The sequence below is a fragment of the Petrotoga mobilis SJ95 genome (assembly GCF_000018605.1).
GTDB lineage: Bacteria > Thermotogota > Thermotogae > Petrotogales > Petrotogaceae > Petrotoga > Petrotoga mobilis.
The window spans coordinates 1,900,140-1,918,363 of sequence record NC_010003.1 but is presented as its reverse complement, the minus strand read 5'-3'; the positions used below and the strand labels follow the sequence as shown (position 1 = coordinate 1,918,363).

17 protein-coding genes are annotated in these 18,224 nt (G+C 36.0%); all 17 read right to left on the bottom strand.

Annotated elements, in window-relative coordinates; translation table 11 throughout:
- Positions 1-122 precede the first annotated feature (122 nt).
- From glgX to PMOB_RS08920, 17 genes are read right to left on the bottom strand one after another with little or no spacing between them, the layout of a single operon-like run.
- A complete protein-coding gene (gene glgX / locus PMOB_RS09000; protein ID WP_012209540.1) occupies positions 123-2,279 on the bottom strand; it encodes a glycogen debranching protein GlgX in 2,157 nt (718 codons plus the stop codon).
- A 38-nt stretch (positions 2,280-2,317) separates the two neighbouring features.
- Positions 2,318-3,079, bottom strand: a complete 762-nt coding sequence (locus tag PMOB_RS08995) for an ABC transporter ATP-binding protein (RefSeq protein ID WP_012209539.1) — start codon at positions 3,077-3,079, stop codon at positions 2,318-2,320.
- A complete protein-coding gene (locus PMOB_RS08990) occupies positions 3,076-4,119 on the bottom strand; it encodes a FecCD family ABC transporter permease (RefSeq protein ID WP_012209538.1) in 1,044 nt (347 codons plus the stop codon). Before PMOB_RS08990 ends, PMOB_RS08995 begins: the two co-directional genes overlap by 4 nt.
- A 32-nt stretch (positions 4,120-4,151) precedes the next feature.
- Positions 4,152-5,156, bottom strand: a complete 1,005-nt coding sequence (locus tag PMOB_RS08985) for an ABC transporter substrate-binding protein (protein ID WP_012209537.1) — start codon at positions 5,154-5,156, stop codon at positions 4,152-4,154.
- Positions 5,153-5,770, bottom strand: coding sequence for a nucleotidyltransferase family protein (locus tag PMOB_RS08980; RefSeq protein WP_041534147.1), 618 nt, complete (start codon positions 5,768-5,770; stop codon positions 5,153-5,155). Before PMOB_RS08980 ends, PMOB_RS08985 begins: the two co-directional genes overlap by 4 nt.
- A gap of 30 nt (positions 5,771-5,800) precedes the next feature.
- Complete coding sequence (locus tag PMOB_RS08975; protein ID WP_012209535.1) at positions 5,801-7,123, bottom strand: NCS2 family permease; 1,323 nt, start codon at positions 7,121-7,123, stop codon at positions 5,801-5,803.
- A gap of 23 nt (positions 7,124-7,146) precedes the next feature.
- Complete coding sequence (gene ade / locus PMOB_RS08970; RefSeq protein ID WP_012209534.1) at positions 7,147-8,859, bottom strand: adenine deaminase; 1,713 nt, start codon at positions 8,857-8,859, stop codon at positions 7,147-7,149.
- A gap of 15 nt (positions 8,860-8,874) precedes the next feature.
- Positions 8,875-9,966 carry a 4Fe-4S binding protein gene (locus PMOB_RS08965; RefSeq protein ID WP_012209533.1) on the bottom strand — a complete coding sequence of 364 codons (1,092 nt, stop codon included), beginning with the start codon at positions 9,964-9,966 and terminating at the stop codon, positions 8,875-8,877.
- Positions 9,967-9,970: 4 nt separating this feature from the next.
- Positions 9,971-10,522: an ATPase AAA gene (locus PMOB_RS08960; RefSeq protein WP_012209532.1), complete on the bottom strand. Its 552-nt coding sequence runs from the start codon at positions 10,520-10,522 to the stop codon at positions 9,971-9,973.
- Positions 10,515-11,510 (bottom strand): xanthine dehydrogenase family protein molybdopterin-binding subunit, encoded by a 996-nt coding sequence (locus tag PMOB_RS11080; protein WP_012209531.1) that lies wholly within the window; start codon positions 11,508-11,510, stop codon positions 10,515-10,517. The genes PMOB_RS08960 and PMOB_RS11080 overlap by 8 nt, the downstream gene beginning before the upstream one ends.
- Complete coding sequence (locus PMOB_RS11075; RefSeq protein ID WP_407946557.1) at positions 11,507-12,793, bottom strand: xanthine dehydrogenase family protein molybdopterin-binding subunit; 1,287 nt, start codon at positions 12,791-12,793, stop codon at positions 11,507-11,509. Before PMOB_RS11075 ends, PMOB_RS11080 begins: the two co-directional genes overlap by 4 nt.
- Positions 12,771-13,265 carry a (2Fe-2S)-binding protein gene (locus tag PMOB_RS08945; RefSeq protein ID WP_012209529.1) on the bottom strand — a complete coding sequence of 165 codons (495 nt, stop codon included), beginning with the start codon at positions 13,263-13,265 and terminating at the stop codon, positions 12,771-12,773. Before PMOB_RS08945 ends, PMOB_RS11075 begins: the two co-directional genes overlap by 23 nt.
- Positions 13,262-14,179 (bottom strand): FAD binding domain-containing protein, encoded by a 918-nt coding sequence (locus PMOB_RS08940; RefSeq protein WP_012209528.1) that lies wholly within the window; start codon positions 14,177-14,179, stop codon positions 13,262-13,264. Before PMOB_RS08940 ends, PMOB_RS08945 begins: the two co-directional genes overlap by 4 nt.
- Positions 14,121-15,452: a putative aminohydrolase SsnA gene (gene ssnA / locus PMOB_RS08935; protein ID WP_012209527.1), complete on the bottom strand. Its 1,332-nt coding sequence runs from the start codon at positions 15,450-15,452 to the stop codon at positions 14,121-14,123. Before ssnA ends, PMOB_RS08940 begins: the two co-directional genes overlap by 59 nt.
- 20 nt (positions 15,453-15,472) lie before the next feature.
- Positions 15,473-16,840 (bottom strand): 8-oxoguanine deaminase, encoded by a 1,368-nt coding sequence (locus PMOB_RS08930; protein ID WP_012209526.1) that lies wholly within the window; start codon positions 16,838-16,840, stop codon positions 15,473-15,475.
- Positions 16,841-16,845: 5 nt separating this feature from the next.
- Positions 16,846-17,319, bottom strand: a complete 474-nt coding sequence (locus PMOB_RS08925; protein ID WP_012209525.1) for a (2Fe-2S)-binding protein — start codon at positions 17,317-17,319, stop codon at positions 16,846-16,848.
- Between the two features lie 32 nt (positions 17,320-17,351).
- Complete coding sequence (locus PMOB_RS08920; RefSeq protein ID WP_012209524.1) at positions 17,352-18,200, bottom strand: XdhC family protein; 849 nt, start codon at positions 18,198-18,200, stop codon at positions 17,352-17,354.
- Positions 18,201-18,224: the final 24 nt, after the last annotated feature.

Sequence of the window (18,224 nt, the reverse complement as noted above, 5' to 3'; positions counted from 1 at the left end):
TCTGCAAGTTGTGTTGACAACCGTTCTATCTTCTCCTCGAAAGGTTCACCGTCGTCCTCCAGCTCTTAAGTTCCGGTTGGTCACCTTGATCCTCGTGCTATCGACGGCAATCAAGTATCTAATTATTTTGAAATTAAAACTATTGAGCTTCTTGAATGTACGGTGTAGTGATTATCTTTGACTATAGAAGGTTCTAAGAGGAAATCGTTGGGTGATTCTTCAGATGTATCTACTACCCTATACCATTTTTTCCCATTTTGTAATTTTGGAATTTCAAATTGTAAATCCTTTATGAAAGCATTTAAGGCTACGTATATATCACTGTCTTTTTCTTTACATCCTTGAATATAGTCATCGCCACTTATCATGAACGCTAGACTGTGAGAATAATATCCAAAATCAGGTTTGAATGGTTTGACTCCATGCCAAGTTATGTCTGCTATGCCATCACCACTTAGATCTCTTCCCGTAAAAAATCTGTCTCTTCTAAGTGCACAATGAACTTTTCTAAAATGGATCATATTTTTTGTAAAATTAAAAATGTCGTTGAATTTTACTTTTCTGCTCCAATCCACCCATGAAATGTAATTATCTTGGCAGTAAGCGTTGTTGTTACCAAATTGAGTTCTACAGAATTCGTCACCCATTAAAATCATAGGTAACCCTTGTGATACCATTAATATAGTTATGAAATTTTTAATTTGTTGTTTTCTGAGTTTTATTATATTTTCGTCGTTAGTCTCTCCTTCAACCCCGTAATTGAAACTATAATTGGCGTCAGTTCCATCACGGTTATTTTCCCCGTTAGCATCATTGTGCTTGTTGTTGTAAGAAACTAAATCCCACATAGTAAATCCATCGTGAGAAGTAATAAAATTAACGCTATTGTAAGGCTTTCTGCCTCTTTTTTCAAAAAGATCTGGGCTTCCAGCTATTCTTGTTGCTAAATCTGAAACTACACCATTATCGCCTTTAACAAATCTTCTCACTGTGTCTCTGAACTTTCCATTCCATTCTGCCCATCCAGTGGGAAAATCACCAACGTAGTATCCTCCAGCGGCATCCCAACCTTCTGCTATGAGTTTGGTTCCAGCCAAAATAGGGTCATCAGCAATGTCTTTTAATAGAGACAGATCGCCAATCCAATTTCCTTTTGAATCTCTTCCTAAAATAGAAGCTAGATCGAATCTAAAACCATCTACATGCATCTCGGAAACCCAATACCTCAAACTATCCAAAATCATTTGTTTTACAACATAATGACTAGAATTAATAGTGTTTCCAGTTCCTGAAAAATTTTCATAATATCTTGGGTTATCTTTTTTTAATAGATAATAAACAGAGTTTTCTAATCCTCTAAAATTGAGAGTTGGTCCCAATTCGTTTCCTTCTGCTGTGTGATTAAAGACAACATCTAATATCACTTCTATTCCATTTTTGTGTAATTCAAAAACTAAATCCTGGAACTGGATTATTTCCTCCCCAATTTTTACACCATATCTGTAATTACTCGTTACAGAAAAAAAGTTTACCGGATTATAACCCCATACATTTTTTAATTTTTCACCAGTTATAGTATTCACTTTGGGATTATCGTTCAAAGGAAAAGCAAAGATGGGCATCAGTTCAACGGCGTTTACTCCTAAACCTTTTAAATAATTTATTTTTTCAGCGATTCCCTTATAAGTTCCTCGATGTTCTACGTTAGAATTTGGATTTATTGTGTAAAGTCTGACATGAAGTTCATAAATAATCATATCGTTTAGTGGATGACGTGGATTTTCATCATTTTTCCAGTTATAGCCACGGCTATCCCAAATAAAAGATTTCACTTGAGACTTTGCAGAATCCAAAGTAGAAAAACTTAGGTCTTTTTTAGGATCATTTTTGTCATAACCGAAAATGGATTCTTCCGAAAAATCTAAACTTCCTCCAATTACTTTAGCATACGGATCTAAGAGTAATTTGTTTTTGTTGAATCTAAACCCTTCCTCTGGATTGTAAGGTCCATCAATACGCCAACCATAGGACATACCTGCTCTTGCTTGTTCAACAAAAACGTGCCAAATATTGCCTGTTCTATTTTCTTTTTTATCGAGAACATATTTAAAAGCTGGTTCTTCATCATAGTAATTTTCATATATCTCTAAAGTAACTGATGTTCCGTTTCTCGTGAAAACACCAAAATTAACTCCTCCTCTATCTATAGACGTACCTAAGACTGGAAATCCCTTGCTTACTTTAAATTGTGCTTTTTCCTTTATTTTCGTTTCTTCCATAATTTCACCTTCTAAAGATATAAACTTTTAATATTTTATTAGTTTATGTATATTATGCTTACGTCTTTCACCTTGTTCATCGAAACCGGTACGTCGTAGAGGATTTGTAAATTTTGTGAGTTCATCACTTCGGTTTTTTCACCGCTACAAATTACTTCACCATTTTTTACCATTATTATTCTATCACAGAATCTTAAAGCAAGATTAGGATCATGAAGTGCTGTAATAACTCCTTTTCCGTTTTCACTCAATTTTTTTAATTCTTTCATTAATAGATGTTGATTCTTAAAATCCAAATGAGACGTAGGTTCATCCATGATCAAGTAATCTGTATCTTGCATCAAAGCTCGTGCAATTAGCACCAACTGTTTCTCTCCACCACTCAATTGGTTATAATTCTTTTCAGCAAGGTGTTGAATATTAAAAAATTCTAACTTTGTATATGCCTCCTTATAATCTTTTTTTGTAGGCATCCTTCCAAAAGAAAGATAGGGAGTAATTCCCATGGCTACTATATCTATCACAAGGTATGAAAATACAGCAGAGTGTTCTTGAGGAACTACACTTATAAGTTTTGCTATTTCTTTATAACTAAGATCTTTAATATTGTAATTTTCTATGTATATTTCCCCAGTTTTTGGTTTCAATGTGCCGTTTAAACATTTTAGTATAGTTGATTTACCTGAACCATTGGGCCCTAACAAAGCAATTAGTTCACCTTTATTCAAAGTAAAACTGATATTTTTAATCGTGTCTCCAACAGTGTCGTAAGAAAAAGATATATTATTAACAGATATCATTGATTCCACCCACTTTCTCTTCTTCTTAATAAAAGATAAACGAAAAACGGTGCACCTATAAATGCGGTAACAATACTTATAGGGATTTCTGCGGGTGTGATTGTTCTGGCGATGTTGTCCATAATTAACAGGAGTACAGAACCTAAGATACACGTTGCAGGAAGCATGTATCTATGGTTTGCACCTATTATATACCTTGCAATATGTGGAGTAATTAACCCAATCCAGCTTATTTGCCCTGCAACAGCCACGGTGGGAGCAACCATAACGGTACTCACAATGATCAATAAAATCCTCATTCTTCGTACATTTATTCCCATGGATAATGCTTCTTCTTCTCCCATAGACATAACGTTCAAATACCATCTTAAAATAAGAAGAATTATTATCCCTGGAAGCATTGTAAATAATGAAATATATACTTCTCTCCAACCTGCCCTGTTGAAACTCCCCATTAGCCAAAAAACTATATTTGGTAATTTTTCGTAAGGGTCTGCTAAGTATTGTACTAAAGAGACACAGGCGTTGAAGAAAGAGGTTACCGCCATTCCTGCCAGAACAAGGACGGTAACCCCTTTTACTTTACTCCAAACAGAAATGAAAAAAGTAAAAAGAACGGCAACTAGCCCTAAAACAAAAGATAATAAGTATGTACCGATTAAAAAATCTTCACTGAATAAGATAGCTAAGGCTACTCCAAATGCTGATCCGGCTGATACACCAAGAATTGATGGAGAAGCCAGTGGGTTTCTAAAAACACTTTGATATGTTGCGCCAGTTATAGATAAAACAGAACCCACAAATATTACCAGTATAATTCTAGGTAAACGAATGTGGTAGAAAACTAGCCAGTCGTTGTTTATTTCTACCTCATTGCCTAAAACTAAGTTTTTTATCGTTGTAGTAATTTCAGTAAATGAGATTTGGTATCTACCAACAAAAAGCGAAATAATAAATACCAATAACAGAATTAATAAAAGATAGAGGAGTGTTCTTTTTTGATGTTGACCTATAGTCTGATTCTTATTGCGAATGGGCATATTAATATCTCCGTATAAATAAGTTTAGTTATTTAATTTCCAGTTTTAGATAACAATTCACTGTATGGAACTCCGTATAAAGTATCGTAAAATTCGTCAGCTACTTTATCGAAATCAATATCCGAAAAAAGTTCAGGATGTATTTTTGTTGCTAACCATAACATACCCAAATAAGATGATGGACTCGGGTAATCCCATGGTTCAAGGGCCGAAGGGAAACGATAAATTTGTTTGTTTTTAAAAGCCTTAACGTTTTGATATTTTACTTCTTTATACAATTGATCTATATCCCCTTGGAATTTTTGGGATGTAACTATAAAATCAGGATTCCAAGCTATTAACTGCTCTGGAGATATCTTTATGAACCCCACATCGCTCTTTGCAGCGGGATTTATTCCGCCAGCCCATTCTATCATATCAGTTTGCATCATATTTTTTCCCACAGTATCTAATAGTTGAGAATTAGCAAAATAGACAACTTTTTTTTGATTCTCAGGCAAATTTTTAGCCTTTTCTAGTATTTTTAAAATATTATCAAACTGGTCATCTACTGTTTTTGCTCTATCTTCTAATCCTAATACTTCTCCTAATAGTCTATTTGTTTCTCTTATTTCTTCTAAACTTTCGGGATTGATAATAATGGTGGAGATTCCCAGCGTTTCTAATTTGGAAGCGGTGAATTCAGCCTGGTTATGTGGAAATAATATTACTAAATCTGGATTTAAAGAAGCAACAGTTTCAATATTTACTCCTTCTCTTTTTGAACCTACTTCTATTAAAGATTCGACCTCTGGATAGATTAAAGTAAATAATTTTTCTCTTGTTGATGTATTATCTACACCAACAAGCATTTTTTGAGCGTTTAATGCAAATACAAATTGAGTTGCTGGCTTGTAAGTTGTCACGATACGTTCAATTTTAGAAGGTACAGTTACCTCCCTTCCAGCCATATCTATAACCGTTATGGTTTCAGACAATAAAACTGATGTGAAAGTTAAAAGAAATAAAATCAAAATAAAGGATGAGATTCTTTTCATTCACTATCATCTCCTTTTTGTTTTTTTAGATATATATTGTAATCTTCAATTGTATCGATATCGATGATAATGCCTTCATCGTTAACCTCGTGAAGAGATACCCTTTCAGGATGATTACTTAAGAGTGTTCTTAATCCTCCAGGTCCAGATAATTGATAAATATCGGGTATCTGACTTTTATGTACAATCAGTGGATGACCTCTTTTCCCTTGATAGGTAGGTGCCGATATGATTGTTTTGTTATTTATTGCAAACCTAGTAAGTTCATTGAAGGTTTCAATTTTAATTAAAGGCATGTCTCCAAGTGTAAAGAGCGTGAATTCAGAACCTTTGGATAACGAGTTTAAACCACTCCAAACACTTGTTAACATACCTTTTTTGTAATCGTTATTCTTTACAATTTTCAAACGGTGGTCTTCATACTTCGAAAAAATGGGGCTTATCTTCTCAAAGTTGCCTCCTAAAACGACTATTATTTCGTCATCTATATATTGACATTTCAAAAGTCTAGTAACAACGGTTTCTAGAACAGTTTTGTCTCCCCAAGGCAAAATCTGTTTTGGAGTCTTCATCCTCAGGGACTCTCCAGCCGCTAATACCACCGCTGATATCATTGTAAAACTTCACTTCCTTACCTAAAAAATTTAAAGCCAAATAAAGTAGACAATAAAAAGAGCACACAAAACGTATACTAACCAGTGAACTTCTTTACCTTTGCCAGTGAATAATTTGATTAAAGGATAGGTTATAAAGCCTAGAGCTATTCCGTTTGAAATAGAATAAGTTAAAGGCATTACTATCATTGCCACGAAAGCCGGAAAAACTTCAGTAAAATCTTCCCATTTTATGCTTCTTATATTCGACAACATCATTACGCCGACGATTATCAAAGCTGGTGCTGTTGCAGCACCTGGAACTATAGCTATTATAGGTTGAAAGAACAAAGAAAGAAAGAATAAAATAGCCACGACTATACCTGTTAACCCAGTTCTTCCGCCTTCTGAGACACCTGAAGCAGATTCAACGTATGTTGTAACCGTACTGGTTCCAAATACGGCACCACCTGTAGTAGCGATAGCGTCAGCTAAAAGAGCTCTATCTGCTTTTGGTAAAGATCCGTCCTCTTTCAAATAACCCGCTTGTTGACTAACCCCTACCAACGTACCTGCCGTATCAAAAAGATCTACAAATAAGAAAGAAATTAAAACACCTATCATGCCGATATTAAATGCAGATCTAATATCGAGTTGGAACAAAACTTGAGACCAATCAGCCATTCTTGGCAACGCCACAACGCCTTCAGGTGTTGGTGTGACCCCGTTGAATAGTCCTAAAATTGTAGCGATTATAATTCCCAACAATAGAGCCCCTTTTACCCTTAAAGCGTGTAAAATTCCCGTTATAATTAGGCCTAATAGTGCTATTAAAGCTGGTCCAGCGAATAAGTCTCCCATTCTTACCAATGTTGCAGGATCTGCTACTACTATACCCGCGTTTTGCAAACCTATAAAAGCTATAAATAAACCTATTCCTGAACTTATCCCCGTTTTCAGACTCATTGGAATCGAATTAACGATCATCTTTCTTACAGGTGTAACACTAAGCACAATAAAGATTATACCTTCTATAAATACTATTCCTAGAGCGGTTTGCCAAGAGACTCCCATACCTATTACGACTGAATAGGCAAAGAAAGCGTTCAAACCCATTCCTGAAGCCAATGCAAACGGATAATTGGTAAGTAAGGCCATCATGACGGTACCTAAAATTGCACCAGCTATAGTGGCTATGAAGACACCGTTGAAAGGCATTCCTGCATCACTAAGTATAGAAGGGTTTACGAAGATGATATAAGCCATCGTCATAAACGTTGTGATACCTGCTAAGACCTCAGTTCTAACGTTTGTACCGTTCTCTTTTAACTTGAAAGCCCTTTCAAAAAAACTTTTTTGCTGAGTGTTTGCCATAAGTTTAACCCCCTTTTTAAATGTCAATTTACAACCAATGATACAAAGATATGATTTTCAACGTCGTATAACCCATCACAAGTTATCTTTAATTTGGGAACCACTGGTAATCCCATAAATGCCAATGTCATGAAAGGACTATTCGTTTTGACCCCTAAATTATGGACAATTTTTCTAAGTTCTTGCAGTTTTTCAGATACTTTCCCGATTGGGTCGGTAGAAATAAGCCCTCCAATGGGTAGTTCGATGAAATCAACGATTTTTTGATTATTTGCAATCACAATTCCTCCCTGAATTTCTGCAATTTTTTCTACTGCTATCTTCATATCGCATGAATTTGTTCCTAAAACAATAATGTTGTGAGAATCATGAGCTATGGAGCTTGCGATGGCACCAGACTCTAATCCAAAACCCCTTATCAAACCCAAACCAATCTTTCCAGTACTTTTGTGTCTTTCTACAACTGCAATTTTATTTATATTATATCTTATAAATCGTTCTTCTTCAAAACTGTCTGGAAATGAGAAAAAATCCTCTCCTGTGATAATCTGATCCTGAATCATGTTAATAACGCGGTAAGTTTTCCCTTTAGGAATTTTGAAATCCTCTTCTCTAATGGGGGCAATATTTACAGAATGAAAAATTGTTGGAGGCCTTTCAAAGTTATTAGAATTAACTTGGAATAAGGCTTTCCCATTTTCCGCTACTTTTTTTCCGTCTTTGTACACTTGGAAAATGCCCAATTCATCTAAATTATCTATTATTAGAAGATCAGCCTTGTATCCTGGAGCAATACCTCCCAAACGGTGTAATCCTAACGAGCGTGCAGCATTTAGAGTGGCAAGTTTTATCGCTCTAAATGGTTCCATCCCGAGCTTTATAGCCTTTTTAATCATAAAATTTATATGGCCTTCTGAGATAAGGTCTTCAGGGTGTTTGTCATCTGTGGCAAATAAAAAGTTACAGTTGTTTTTATCGTTAATTGCAGGTAACAAACTCTGAAGATCCCTCGTGACTGAACCTTCCCTGACCATTATGTACATTCCTTTTGAAATCTTTTCTAATGCTTCATTGGGGGATGTAGTTTCGTGATCGGCCATGATTCCAGCTAAAAGATAGGCGTTTAAAATTTTTCCTTGTAATTTTGGAGCATGGCCATCAATGAAATAGTCTTTCATGAGTTCTATCTTATCCCAAATATAATCTTGACCTGTTATAACTCCTTCATAGTCCATAACCTCACCAAGACCAAAAAAATTTTCTTCTGTAATTAATTCTTTTATTTTCTCTGCATTTAGTACAGATCCTGATTTATCGAAAGTGGTCACGGGTACACAAGAAGGAACCATTAAATTAAAATTCCATGGTATGTTATTCCCGATTGTTAAGAAATATTTTATACCAACCTTCCCAGCTACATTTGCTATCTCATGTGGATCTGCAACAAGAGTCAACGTTCCTAAAGGGATAACCGTTTTAGCGAATTCTTCTATTGTCACCATGGCACTTTCTAAATGCAGATGAGCATCTATAAACCCCGGAGATATGAATTTACCTTCTAAGTCAACTTCTTCCTTACCTTCATACTTTCCAAAGCCGATTATTACACCATTGGAAATGGCCAAATCCTCTTCTATAACTTTTTCGTTAAAAACATCAATTATTTTCCCGTTTTTGAATACTAGATCCGCTTTTTCCTTTCCTAAAGCTATTGGTAAAAGATCTTTGTTTGACAATAGTATTTTCCCCCTTTATAAAGATAAGGACAGAGCATTGAAATTACATCTTGTCACACATAATCCACAACCAGCGCATTTGTTTGTATCTATTCTTACACTGTGAAGTTCTTTTATGAGATGGATCGCATCGTAAACACAGCTTTTGACACATAGCGCACATTCTGTACATTTTTCATCGTTTACGGCTGGAAATATCAAATTATAATTTGCCTCATTAACAATATTTTTTTGAGCAATACCCCTAATTTCCTCTAAAGACTTAAAATCATGGTCGTCCAAATACTTTTCAATTTCATTGGTAATCTTTTTATATATTTGAGGTCCATTCAAAATAGCGGCGGTACAAACTTGTACAGCTTGGGCTCCTGCCATTATCATCTTTATGGCTTCTTTACCCGTATTGATCCCACCTACTCCAACTACTGGAATATTAACCGATCTTACAGCTTCAAAAACGGATCTCAAAGCTAAAGGGAATATTGCTTGACCTGATAACCATCCAAAACCATTCTCACTTCCTAATAAAGGCTTACCGCTTTCTAAATCAATATCTAAGGTAGGACCGAAAGAGTTTATTAAGACTAAACCATCTGCACCGGCGTTTTCAGCCTCTTTAGCGAACTTTGGAATATCTACTTGTGGACTAAGTTTTACCATAACGGGAAGATCTGTAGTTTCTTTCGCTGCTCTTATACTATTAATCATGGGGGTTGGATCATTACCAAGGTAATGTGTAGACAGTTCAAAAGCATCAGCGAACCGTTCTACTTTTGGTATTACTTCTTTTATGTCTTCAGAGGTATACCCAACGCCTATTATCACCGGCAACCCTGTTTCAACTACCTGAGGATATTCTTTTTCAATCCATTGTTCTAAGGATAACTCAGACCAAAGTTCGGTATTGATAAACCCTCCTTTTACTTGAGCCATGTTTGGTTTTGGAACTTTTGCTGCTCTGGCGGAAACCGTTTTGGTAACGATCGCACCAGCTCCTCCTTCTTTGGCTTTGTGAGCACTCTCTCCATCTTTAATAGGTGGTCCAGCCGCAGGCATTACAGGTGTTTTTAACAACATTCCCAGTAAATCAACAGATATATCAGCCATAAATTCACTCCTTTATTGAAAGTATTAGTTTTATCTGGCTTAGCACCTTTTTGTAAACTTCTTCACGGTTATCTGGGAGGACTCTAAATATTTGAACATCTTTTCTATTCCTAATCTTATCCAAAAATGGATTAGATTCATCCTTTATTACACCCAAAACAGGTTTATCACTGTTTAAAACTTCATATACTTTCTGCTGGAACTGGTAAGCAGTTAACTCGAATCTTCCCAATTCATCCATTATTACAATGTCAGCATTATCAATGTTTGTAAGAAGTTTTACACCAATTTCGTTAAATACTTGAATATTTATCTCCCAATTTGTAGAGTAATCATTTCTGAAGGCAAATCTGTTATATTTAGATTTTTTAGATCGATCACCGTTATTAAATGAAGATGCTTCTACTAAATAAAAGGCGTTCCAATTATTTTTTTTACCTTCTCTATCAACTGAAAAACCACAAACATGTAATGATAGTTGATTAATCACTTTACGTATAATCGTCGATTTACCTATACCTATAGAACCTGTAAGAAAGATGTTATTTTTAATCATTTTCTTTTTCTTTTAGAGCTTTAAGAATTTTTTCTGGGGTGATAGGCAATTCATAAAATCTAATACCTATAGCATCGTATATAGCGTTAGCAATGGCAGGGGAAGCTGCAATGGTTGTTGGTTCTCCTATACCTTTTGCACCAAATGGCCCGATAGAATCTTCATTTTCTATTAATACAGAATGAAAATTCGGAATATCCATAGAAGTTGGAACCAAGTAACCTGTCATATTTGGATTTAATGTGATTCCATTTTTTATTACTTGTTCTTCCATAAGAGCCATACCTATTCCTTGAGTTGTACCACCCTCTATCTGTCCTTCCACATTTATAGGGTTTATAGCTTTTCCACAATCAAGTGCGGTGTAAACATCTTTCACATCAACTTTTCCAGTGGTTGTGTCAACCTCTACATCGACTATTTGAGTCATAAAGGTATAAGCAACGTAGACTTCATGGGCCTGTCCGGATATTAAATCGGGAGAATATGTTGGTGGAAAGTAGGTCGCTTCACCTTTCAAAGTTTCACCTTTTTCTTCTACCTTTCTTTTTAAATCCCAGTAAGTAATTGTTTTTTCAGGGTTAGGATTGTAGATGATTTTTCCATCTTTCAAAGTTAGTTCAGGATAATTACTATTGAACTCTAAACTCGCATAATGGAAAATTTTTCCCTTTAAGTTCTCACACGCTTGTTTTACGGCATTTCCTGTAAAGGTGGTTTGACGAGTTGCAGATGTTGATCCTGAATTCATAGTTTTATGAGTATCGCCCTGAATGACTTTTACTTTTTCAACACCAACTGAAAGAACTTCTGCTGCAATTTGACTGATAACCGTTAAAACTCCTTGTCCTACATCGGCAGCTGCGGTTACCACTAAAACCTTTTCATTATCCGTAAATTCAACCGTCGCATGAGAAAAATCGGGAAATCCTTCACCGTAACCATATCCGAACATTATTGTAGCCATACCTCTTCCTTTTTTCTTCAATGTCGAACACCTTCTTTCTCTTTTGAAAGCTTTAAAGCTTCCTGTATTGTTTCAACGACGTTGACACTTTGTGTAAGCTTTTGACCATTTGGAGTAATTGAGCCAATTCTGTAAGCGTTCTTTAGTCTAATCTCTGCTGGATCCATACCCAACTTTTCAGCTAATATGTTCATTTGAGATTCATAAGCAAAAGCCATCTGCGTTGTTCCAAATCCTCTCATGGCTCCACCATACGTATTATTAGTGTAAACGGTATAAGCTATACCCTTAACGTTAGGTACATTGTATGGACCTGTACAATGATACATACCTTTATGTACAACAGCAGGACCACTGGATGCATATGCTCCGGTATCCCCTACAACTTCAACCTCCCAAGCCTTTAGAATTCCATCTTTTGTGGCTCCTGTTCTAGCCTTAATATACAGTGGATGCCTTTTAGACTGTGCGATCATAGATTCTTCTCTGGTGTAAGTTAATTTGACAGGGTGTTTAGTAACCATTGCAGCCAACGCTAAATGTATATGAACCGATATATCTTCTTTTCTACCAAACGCTCCTCCAATAACGGGTTGTATTATTCTGATTTTTTCTTTGGGTAGATTCAAAGATTGGGCTATATCTGCTTGTGTATCATGAAGCCATTGTGTAGCTGCCCAAATAGTTATTACACCAGTTTTTTCGTCGTAAACAGCTACGCCAGACTCCACTTGTAAAGGGAGTTGGTCAACATGCTGCGTTTTGTACTCTCTTTCTATTATTACATCAGACTCGTTAAAACCTTTCATTACATCCCCTTTGTTTAATTGATGAGTAACAACTATGTTTCCACCTTCATGAATTTTTGGAGCGTCTTCTTCCATTGCCCTGAAAGGATCGGTAATGACCTCTAATTCTTTAACCTCAACATTTATTAAATTAATTGCTTTAGTGGCGATTTCTTTACTCTTTGCAACAACTATAGCCAAAGCGTCTCCCATAAAGCGTGTTTTTTCTCCTATTCCTACTAAAACAGGTTGATCTTTAACTATCAATCCAAACTTATTCAAATGAGGATAATCCTTTGCAGTGATAACTTTAATTACTCCAGGTAATGATTCTGCTTTAGAGACATCTATTTTTTGAATGTAGGCATGTGGATGCGTAGCACGTTTAACTTTCACATAGAGCATATCCTCAAAGTATATATCATCCGGATAGATGGCTTTACCCAATACTTTGTCTTTGGCATCAACTTTGAAAACATTCTCTCCAACGTATTTATTTGGTTTCAACTTTCTCACCTCTCTTATACTCAGCAATTTTAGTGGCCGAGAGTTTGACCGCATCTATTATTTTTTGGTATCCAGTACATCTACAGATATTGCCAGATAAACCTATTTTTATTTCCTCTTCCGTTGGGTTTGGATTTTCGTCAAGAAGTTTTTTAGTTGCTAGTATAAATCCAGGTGTGCAAAAACCACATTGTACAGCTCCAGTTTCAATGTATGCCTCTTGTATAGGATGTAAAATATTTTTATCACTCAAACCTTCAATAGTAACTATTTCTGCGCCATCTGCTTCGTATGCAAGCACTAAGCAAGAAGCTACGATTTTATCATTCATTATAACCGTACATGCACCACATTCTCCTTTTCCACAACCTTCTTTTGTACCTGTAAGATTCAGATCGTCCCTAATTAAGTCTAACAAACGGGTAGTTGAATTTACATTGCATTCTCTTTTAATACCATTTATGGTAAAGCTTATTTTCAATCTACCCTCACCATCCTTTCTATTTCGTTTAATGCGCTAATTGTTAGATTTTTAGCAACTTCCCTCCGATATTCTTTGGTACCTCTTATGTCATCTATTGGTGAAATGTTATTGGAGACTACTTTTCCAATCTGAGAATAGTCTAATTCGTTAAACCTTTTTTCAACCATAAGAGGTTGAATTTGAGATATCTCAATTGGAACTGGAGCTACAGAACCAAGAGAACATTTCACTGTTTTTATGCGTTCATCATCATTGAAGGTCACAACAATAGCCAACGTTATACTTGAAATTATCAAGGCGTTTCTTTTTCCAACTTTTAACCATTTTCCATAAGTGTGTTTTTGAGGTATTGGAATGATAATTTTTTCTAAAATTTCATCATTTCTAAGTACGTTTTTTTTAGGTCCTAGGAAAAACTCTTTTGCAGGTACCTCACGGGTTTCATTTTGGGAAGTTATTTTGAATACAGCATCGTAAGCTATTAAGGGAGGTAATAAATCTCCTGCTGGGGAAGAATTTGCAATATTACCACCAATGGTACCCCTGTTTCTGATTTGTGGTGAACCAACATCTAAGGCAGCTTGACTTATTAGCGGTAAATATTTTTGTATAATTTCAGATTTTACTAATTCCTCGTGTGTGACTAGAGCACCAACTTCTATTCGATCGTTGTTTATTTCAATTTTTTTTAGTTCATCGAGGTTCTTTAAGCTGATCCACCTGTCTACTTCATAAAGGCGGTCAAAATAATCCACCAGAAGATCTGTGCCCCCTGCGATGATTTTGATGTTGGGGCTGTATTTTGCGAGAATCTCTGTGGCTTCTTTCAATGTGGTGGGAGCAAAGTAATCATCAGAATCTCTCCCAAAATCTTCTTGCTTGCTCCCTAGTTCTCCTGTGTATTCTTTCATAATCTAAAATCGTCACCTCCCGATCATCCATAATAATTTTGCCGTCAATAATTACAGTTTCAACCATTCCCCCGTTCATTCCAAAAAGGATATGAGAATAAACGTTATCTTTTTCTATTGGAGTTGGTGGAATATAATCTACTATTATTAAATCCGCACGAAAATTTTCTTTTATTTTTCCAATTTCGACACCTAATAGGTTGGAAACAATTTGCATATTGTTATTAAAGGCCATGTTGTAAACTTCGTTCCACCCCGCTTGTGGATCACCCAATTGATGTTTTTGGAGCAAGTTTGCAACCTTTATACTTTCGAACATATCGTGTGTATAAGCATCTGTTCCCAGACCGGTTAGGATTTCGTGATCAAAAAAATCTTTTATTGGAGCTGCTCCTACCGCGTTCCCCATGTTTGATTCTGGATTGTGAACAACCCAGGCACCACTCTTCTTCAACATAGGAATCTCTTCTTTCTTGATATGAACACCATGAGCAGCTAAGGTATGTGGCCTTAATATTTTAAATTTCGTTAATCTATCGACTACACCCATGTAACCTCTTTTTACGCTGTCCTGTAAATCTTCTCTCCCCTCAGCAACGTGGATATGAAACGGAACGTGTAACTCGTCTGCTAATTCTGAAGCTTTATTTAAGGTTCTATCTTCAAGTGTAAAAGAAGCATGTAACCCAATCATTCCACCTAACTTATCATTTTGAGAAACCTGAATCTTTCTAATAAACCTTTCATTTTCTTTCAGAGATGCATCGCTTTTAGTCTGACCATGTCTATCTGATACTTCATAACAAAGATTAGCCCTTATACCAGCTTCCATTGCTGCTTGTGCAATGATGTCCAAACTGCCATCTATATAATTAAAACTAGCATGATGGTCAAAAATGGTGGTAACTCCGTTTTTTATACACTCTAAAATTGCAAATAATGCACTATAATAAATATCATCCTCGTTTAAAGTGTTGTCCAATCTCCACCATAATTTTTCTAATATTTCTATGAAGTTTTGTGGGGGGATGTCAGTTTTTGAATTCATTCCTCTGGCAAAAGTACTGTACAGGTGGGTGTGAGTGTTTATTAAACCAGGCATTAAAACCTTATTTCGAGCGTTTTTGAAAACGGCGTTTGGATATTTTTGAAGTAAAACTTCGGTTTCTCCTATTTCTTTTATTTTTATGCCTTCTATTAACACCGCACCATTATTAATTATAGGAGTTTCTTCGTCAAAGGTGAGAACAGTGGCGTTACCTATTAACAACATCTTCATTTACCTCCAAATTTTTAGGCCTCGAGCATCCTTTTAGATAGTTCATTAGCCTTTTCGATGATTTTTCTTTCATCAACTTTAACAAGTTCACCATCTTTTACAACTATTTCTCCATTGACTATCGTAATATCTACAATTTGAGAATCACCTGTATTAATAATCATTGAAATAGGATCATAAAAGCCTCCTGTATAACCCAATCGATCCCAACGAACCAAGAACATATCTGCGGCCTTACCTTCTTCTAAACTTCCAATTTCCGGCTGATTTATAACTTCACTTCCACCTTTTGTGGCTATATTCAGCACATCTTCGGATGTGATAGCGTTGATACCGTAAATTAATCTGCTCATCAAAAAAGCAGTTTTCATTTCTAAAATCATATTAGAAGAATCGTTGCTTGCACTCCCATCGACAGCCAGGCTAACTTTGACACCCTTTTTTAACATAGAGGGGATCTTTGCAGCCCCAGAGGCGAGTTTTGAATTCGAAACAGGGCAATGAGCAACCCCTGTTTTAGTTAATGCCAACTTATCTATCTCTTCTTCGTTGAAATGAACCCCATGGGCAAACCATACATCAGAACCTAACCAATCTAAACTCTCCATGTATTCTAATGGCCTTTTCCCAAAAGTATCAATACAAAATCTCTCTTCATCTTTTGTTTCAGCTAGATGTGTATGACTACAAACACTATATTCTCTTGCCAATTTAATAGATTCGTTGAGAAGTGTAGAGGTTACAGAAAATGGAGAACAAGGAGCTAGAATGACTCTATGCATGGCAAATGGAGAAGGATCGTGAAATTTTTCAATAACTCTTTGGGAATCTTTCAATATTTCTTTTTCTGTTTGAACTACTGAATCAGGAGGAAGTCCTCCATCTTTTTCACTCAATGACATACTTCCTCTACTTCCATGTAATCTGATCCCAATTTCTTTTGCAGCATAAAATTCGTTGTCAAGAAGATCTGGTGGTTGATTTTTTGGAAAAACATAGAAGTGATCAACAGATGTTGTGCATCCAGTTTTGAGTAATTCGGCTGTTGCAACTAAAGTACTGTAGTAAACAACCTCTGGTGTCAACTTTGACCAAATGGGATACAAAAACTTTAACCAATCAAATAATTCTACATTTTGTACTTGAGGAATGTTTCTTGTAAAGGTTTGATAGAAATGATGATGTGTGTTAATTAATCCTGGATAAACATAATATTTGGAACCATCTATAACTTCATCTATTTGTTCATTTGATACATCTATATTTGGAGAAATCTTATGTATTATCTTATCTTTAATTAAAATATCGTGATCCTTCAATTGATCCTTATTAGCGTTCATAGTGGTTATAACTTTAGCTTTTTTAATCAATATGCTTGACATATATATCAGCCTTCCTTCATTTGTGTGACTGCTTCTATTGCTTCGACTATTTGCTGATATCCAGTACATCTACAGAGATTTCCTTCTATTGCAGTTTTTATTTCTTCCTTTGAGGGGCTGGGATTTTTATTCAACAAAGCCTTGGCGGACATAATCATTCCAGGTGTACAAAAACCACATTGAACGGCTTGATGATCAATAAAAGATTGTTGAATTGGATCTAATTTTCCATTAACTTCCAACCCCTCAGTCGTGAGAACTTCATAACCATCAATTTGAGCTGTTAATATCAAACATGAATGAACAGCTTCACCATTTAAAATAACAGTACAAGCTCCACATTCGCCTACTGCACATCCTTCTTTTACACTTGTTAATTTCAACTGATTGCGTAGAGTATCAAGAAGTCGCTCCGTTGGTTCCACTTGTAATGTCTCTTTTGTATTGTTCACATAGAGAGTTACTTCAATTTTTCTCATTTTTTGAATACCTCCATAAACATAAGTTTCGATCAATTTTGTACACTGCTTGTTTCTTTGCTTCCAATTGTGTTGTAGAATGGAAGACGGAGTGTATCTAAATCAGCACCTTTTTCCACAGCTATTAATTCAGCAAGTATCGATATGGCTAATTCTTCTGGTGTTTCTGCCTTAATTGGTAGACCTATGGGGGCATGAATCTTGTCCAAAAAGTGTTGGGACACACCAACTTTAAGCAGATTTTTCTTCGTTTCAGCAATCTTGTGCTTTGAGCCTATGACGCCAAGATAGGCAAAAGGTTTATTTTCAAGGGATTGTACTACCTCTTTGTCAACAGCATGTCCCCTGGTTACTACCACAACATAACTTTTGTTGTGTAAGCGTATTTCATTATCCAAGGCCTCTTTTAATGGAGAGCAAACCACATGTCCCCAGGGTATATTATCCTCATTTGCAAAATCTCTACGATCGTCCCATACGGTTACCTTATAGCCAGTTAGAGTCGCCACACGAGCCAAAGCTTTACCGACGTGCCCTGCACCGAAAATAACAACTTCACGATTCTGCCCTATCACTTCTAGAAACACTCCCAAGCTTCCCCCACAGATGGCACCTTCATCTCCAGCTTCTTTTGTGTTGAGCGATTCCCTATATAGAAGAACTTGAGCTTTGTTTTTAAGTAAATTGAGAGCTTCATCGATTACATGGTGTTCGACTATGCCTCCTCCTATGGTTCCAATTGTACTGCCGTCTGCACTAACCCACATTTTGGCTCCCATACTGCGAGGAGTAGATCCCTTTTCTTCAACGACTGTACACAAAACCCCTTCAGGTCCTTCTTTAAGAGCTTTATCTATTGCTTTTAGAATGTCTTCGTTCATATGTGTTACACCTCACTTTACCAA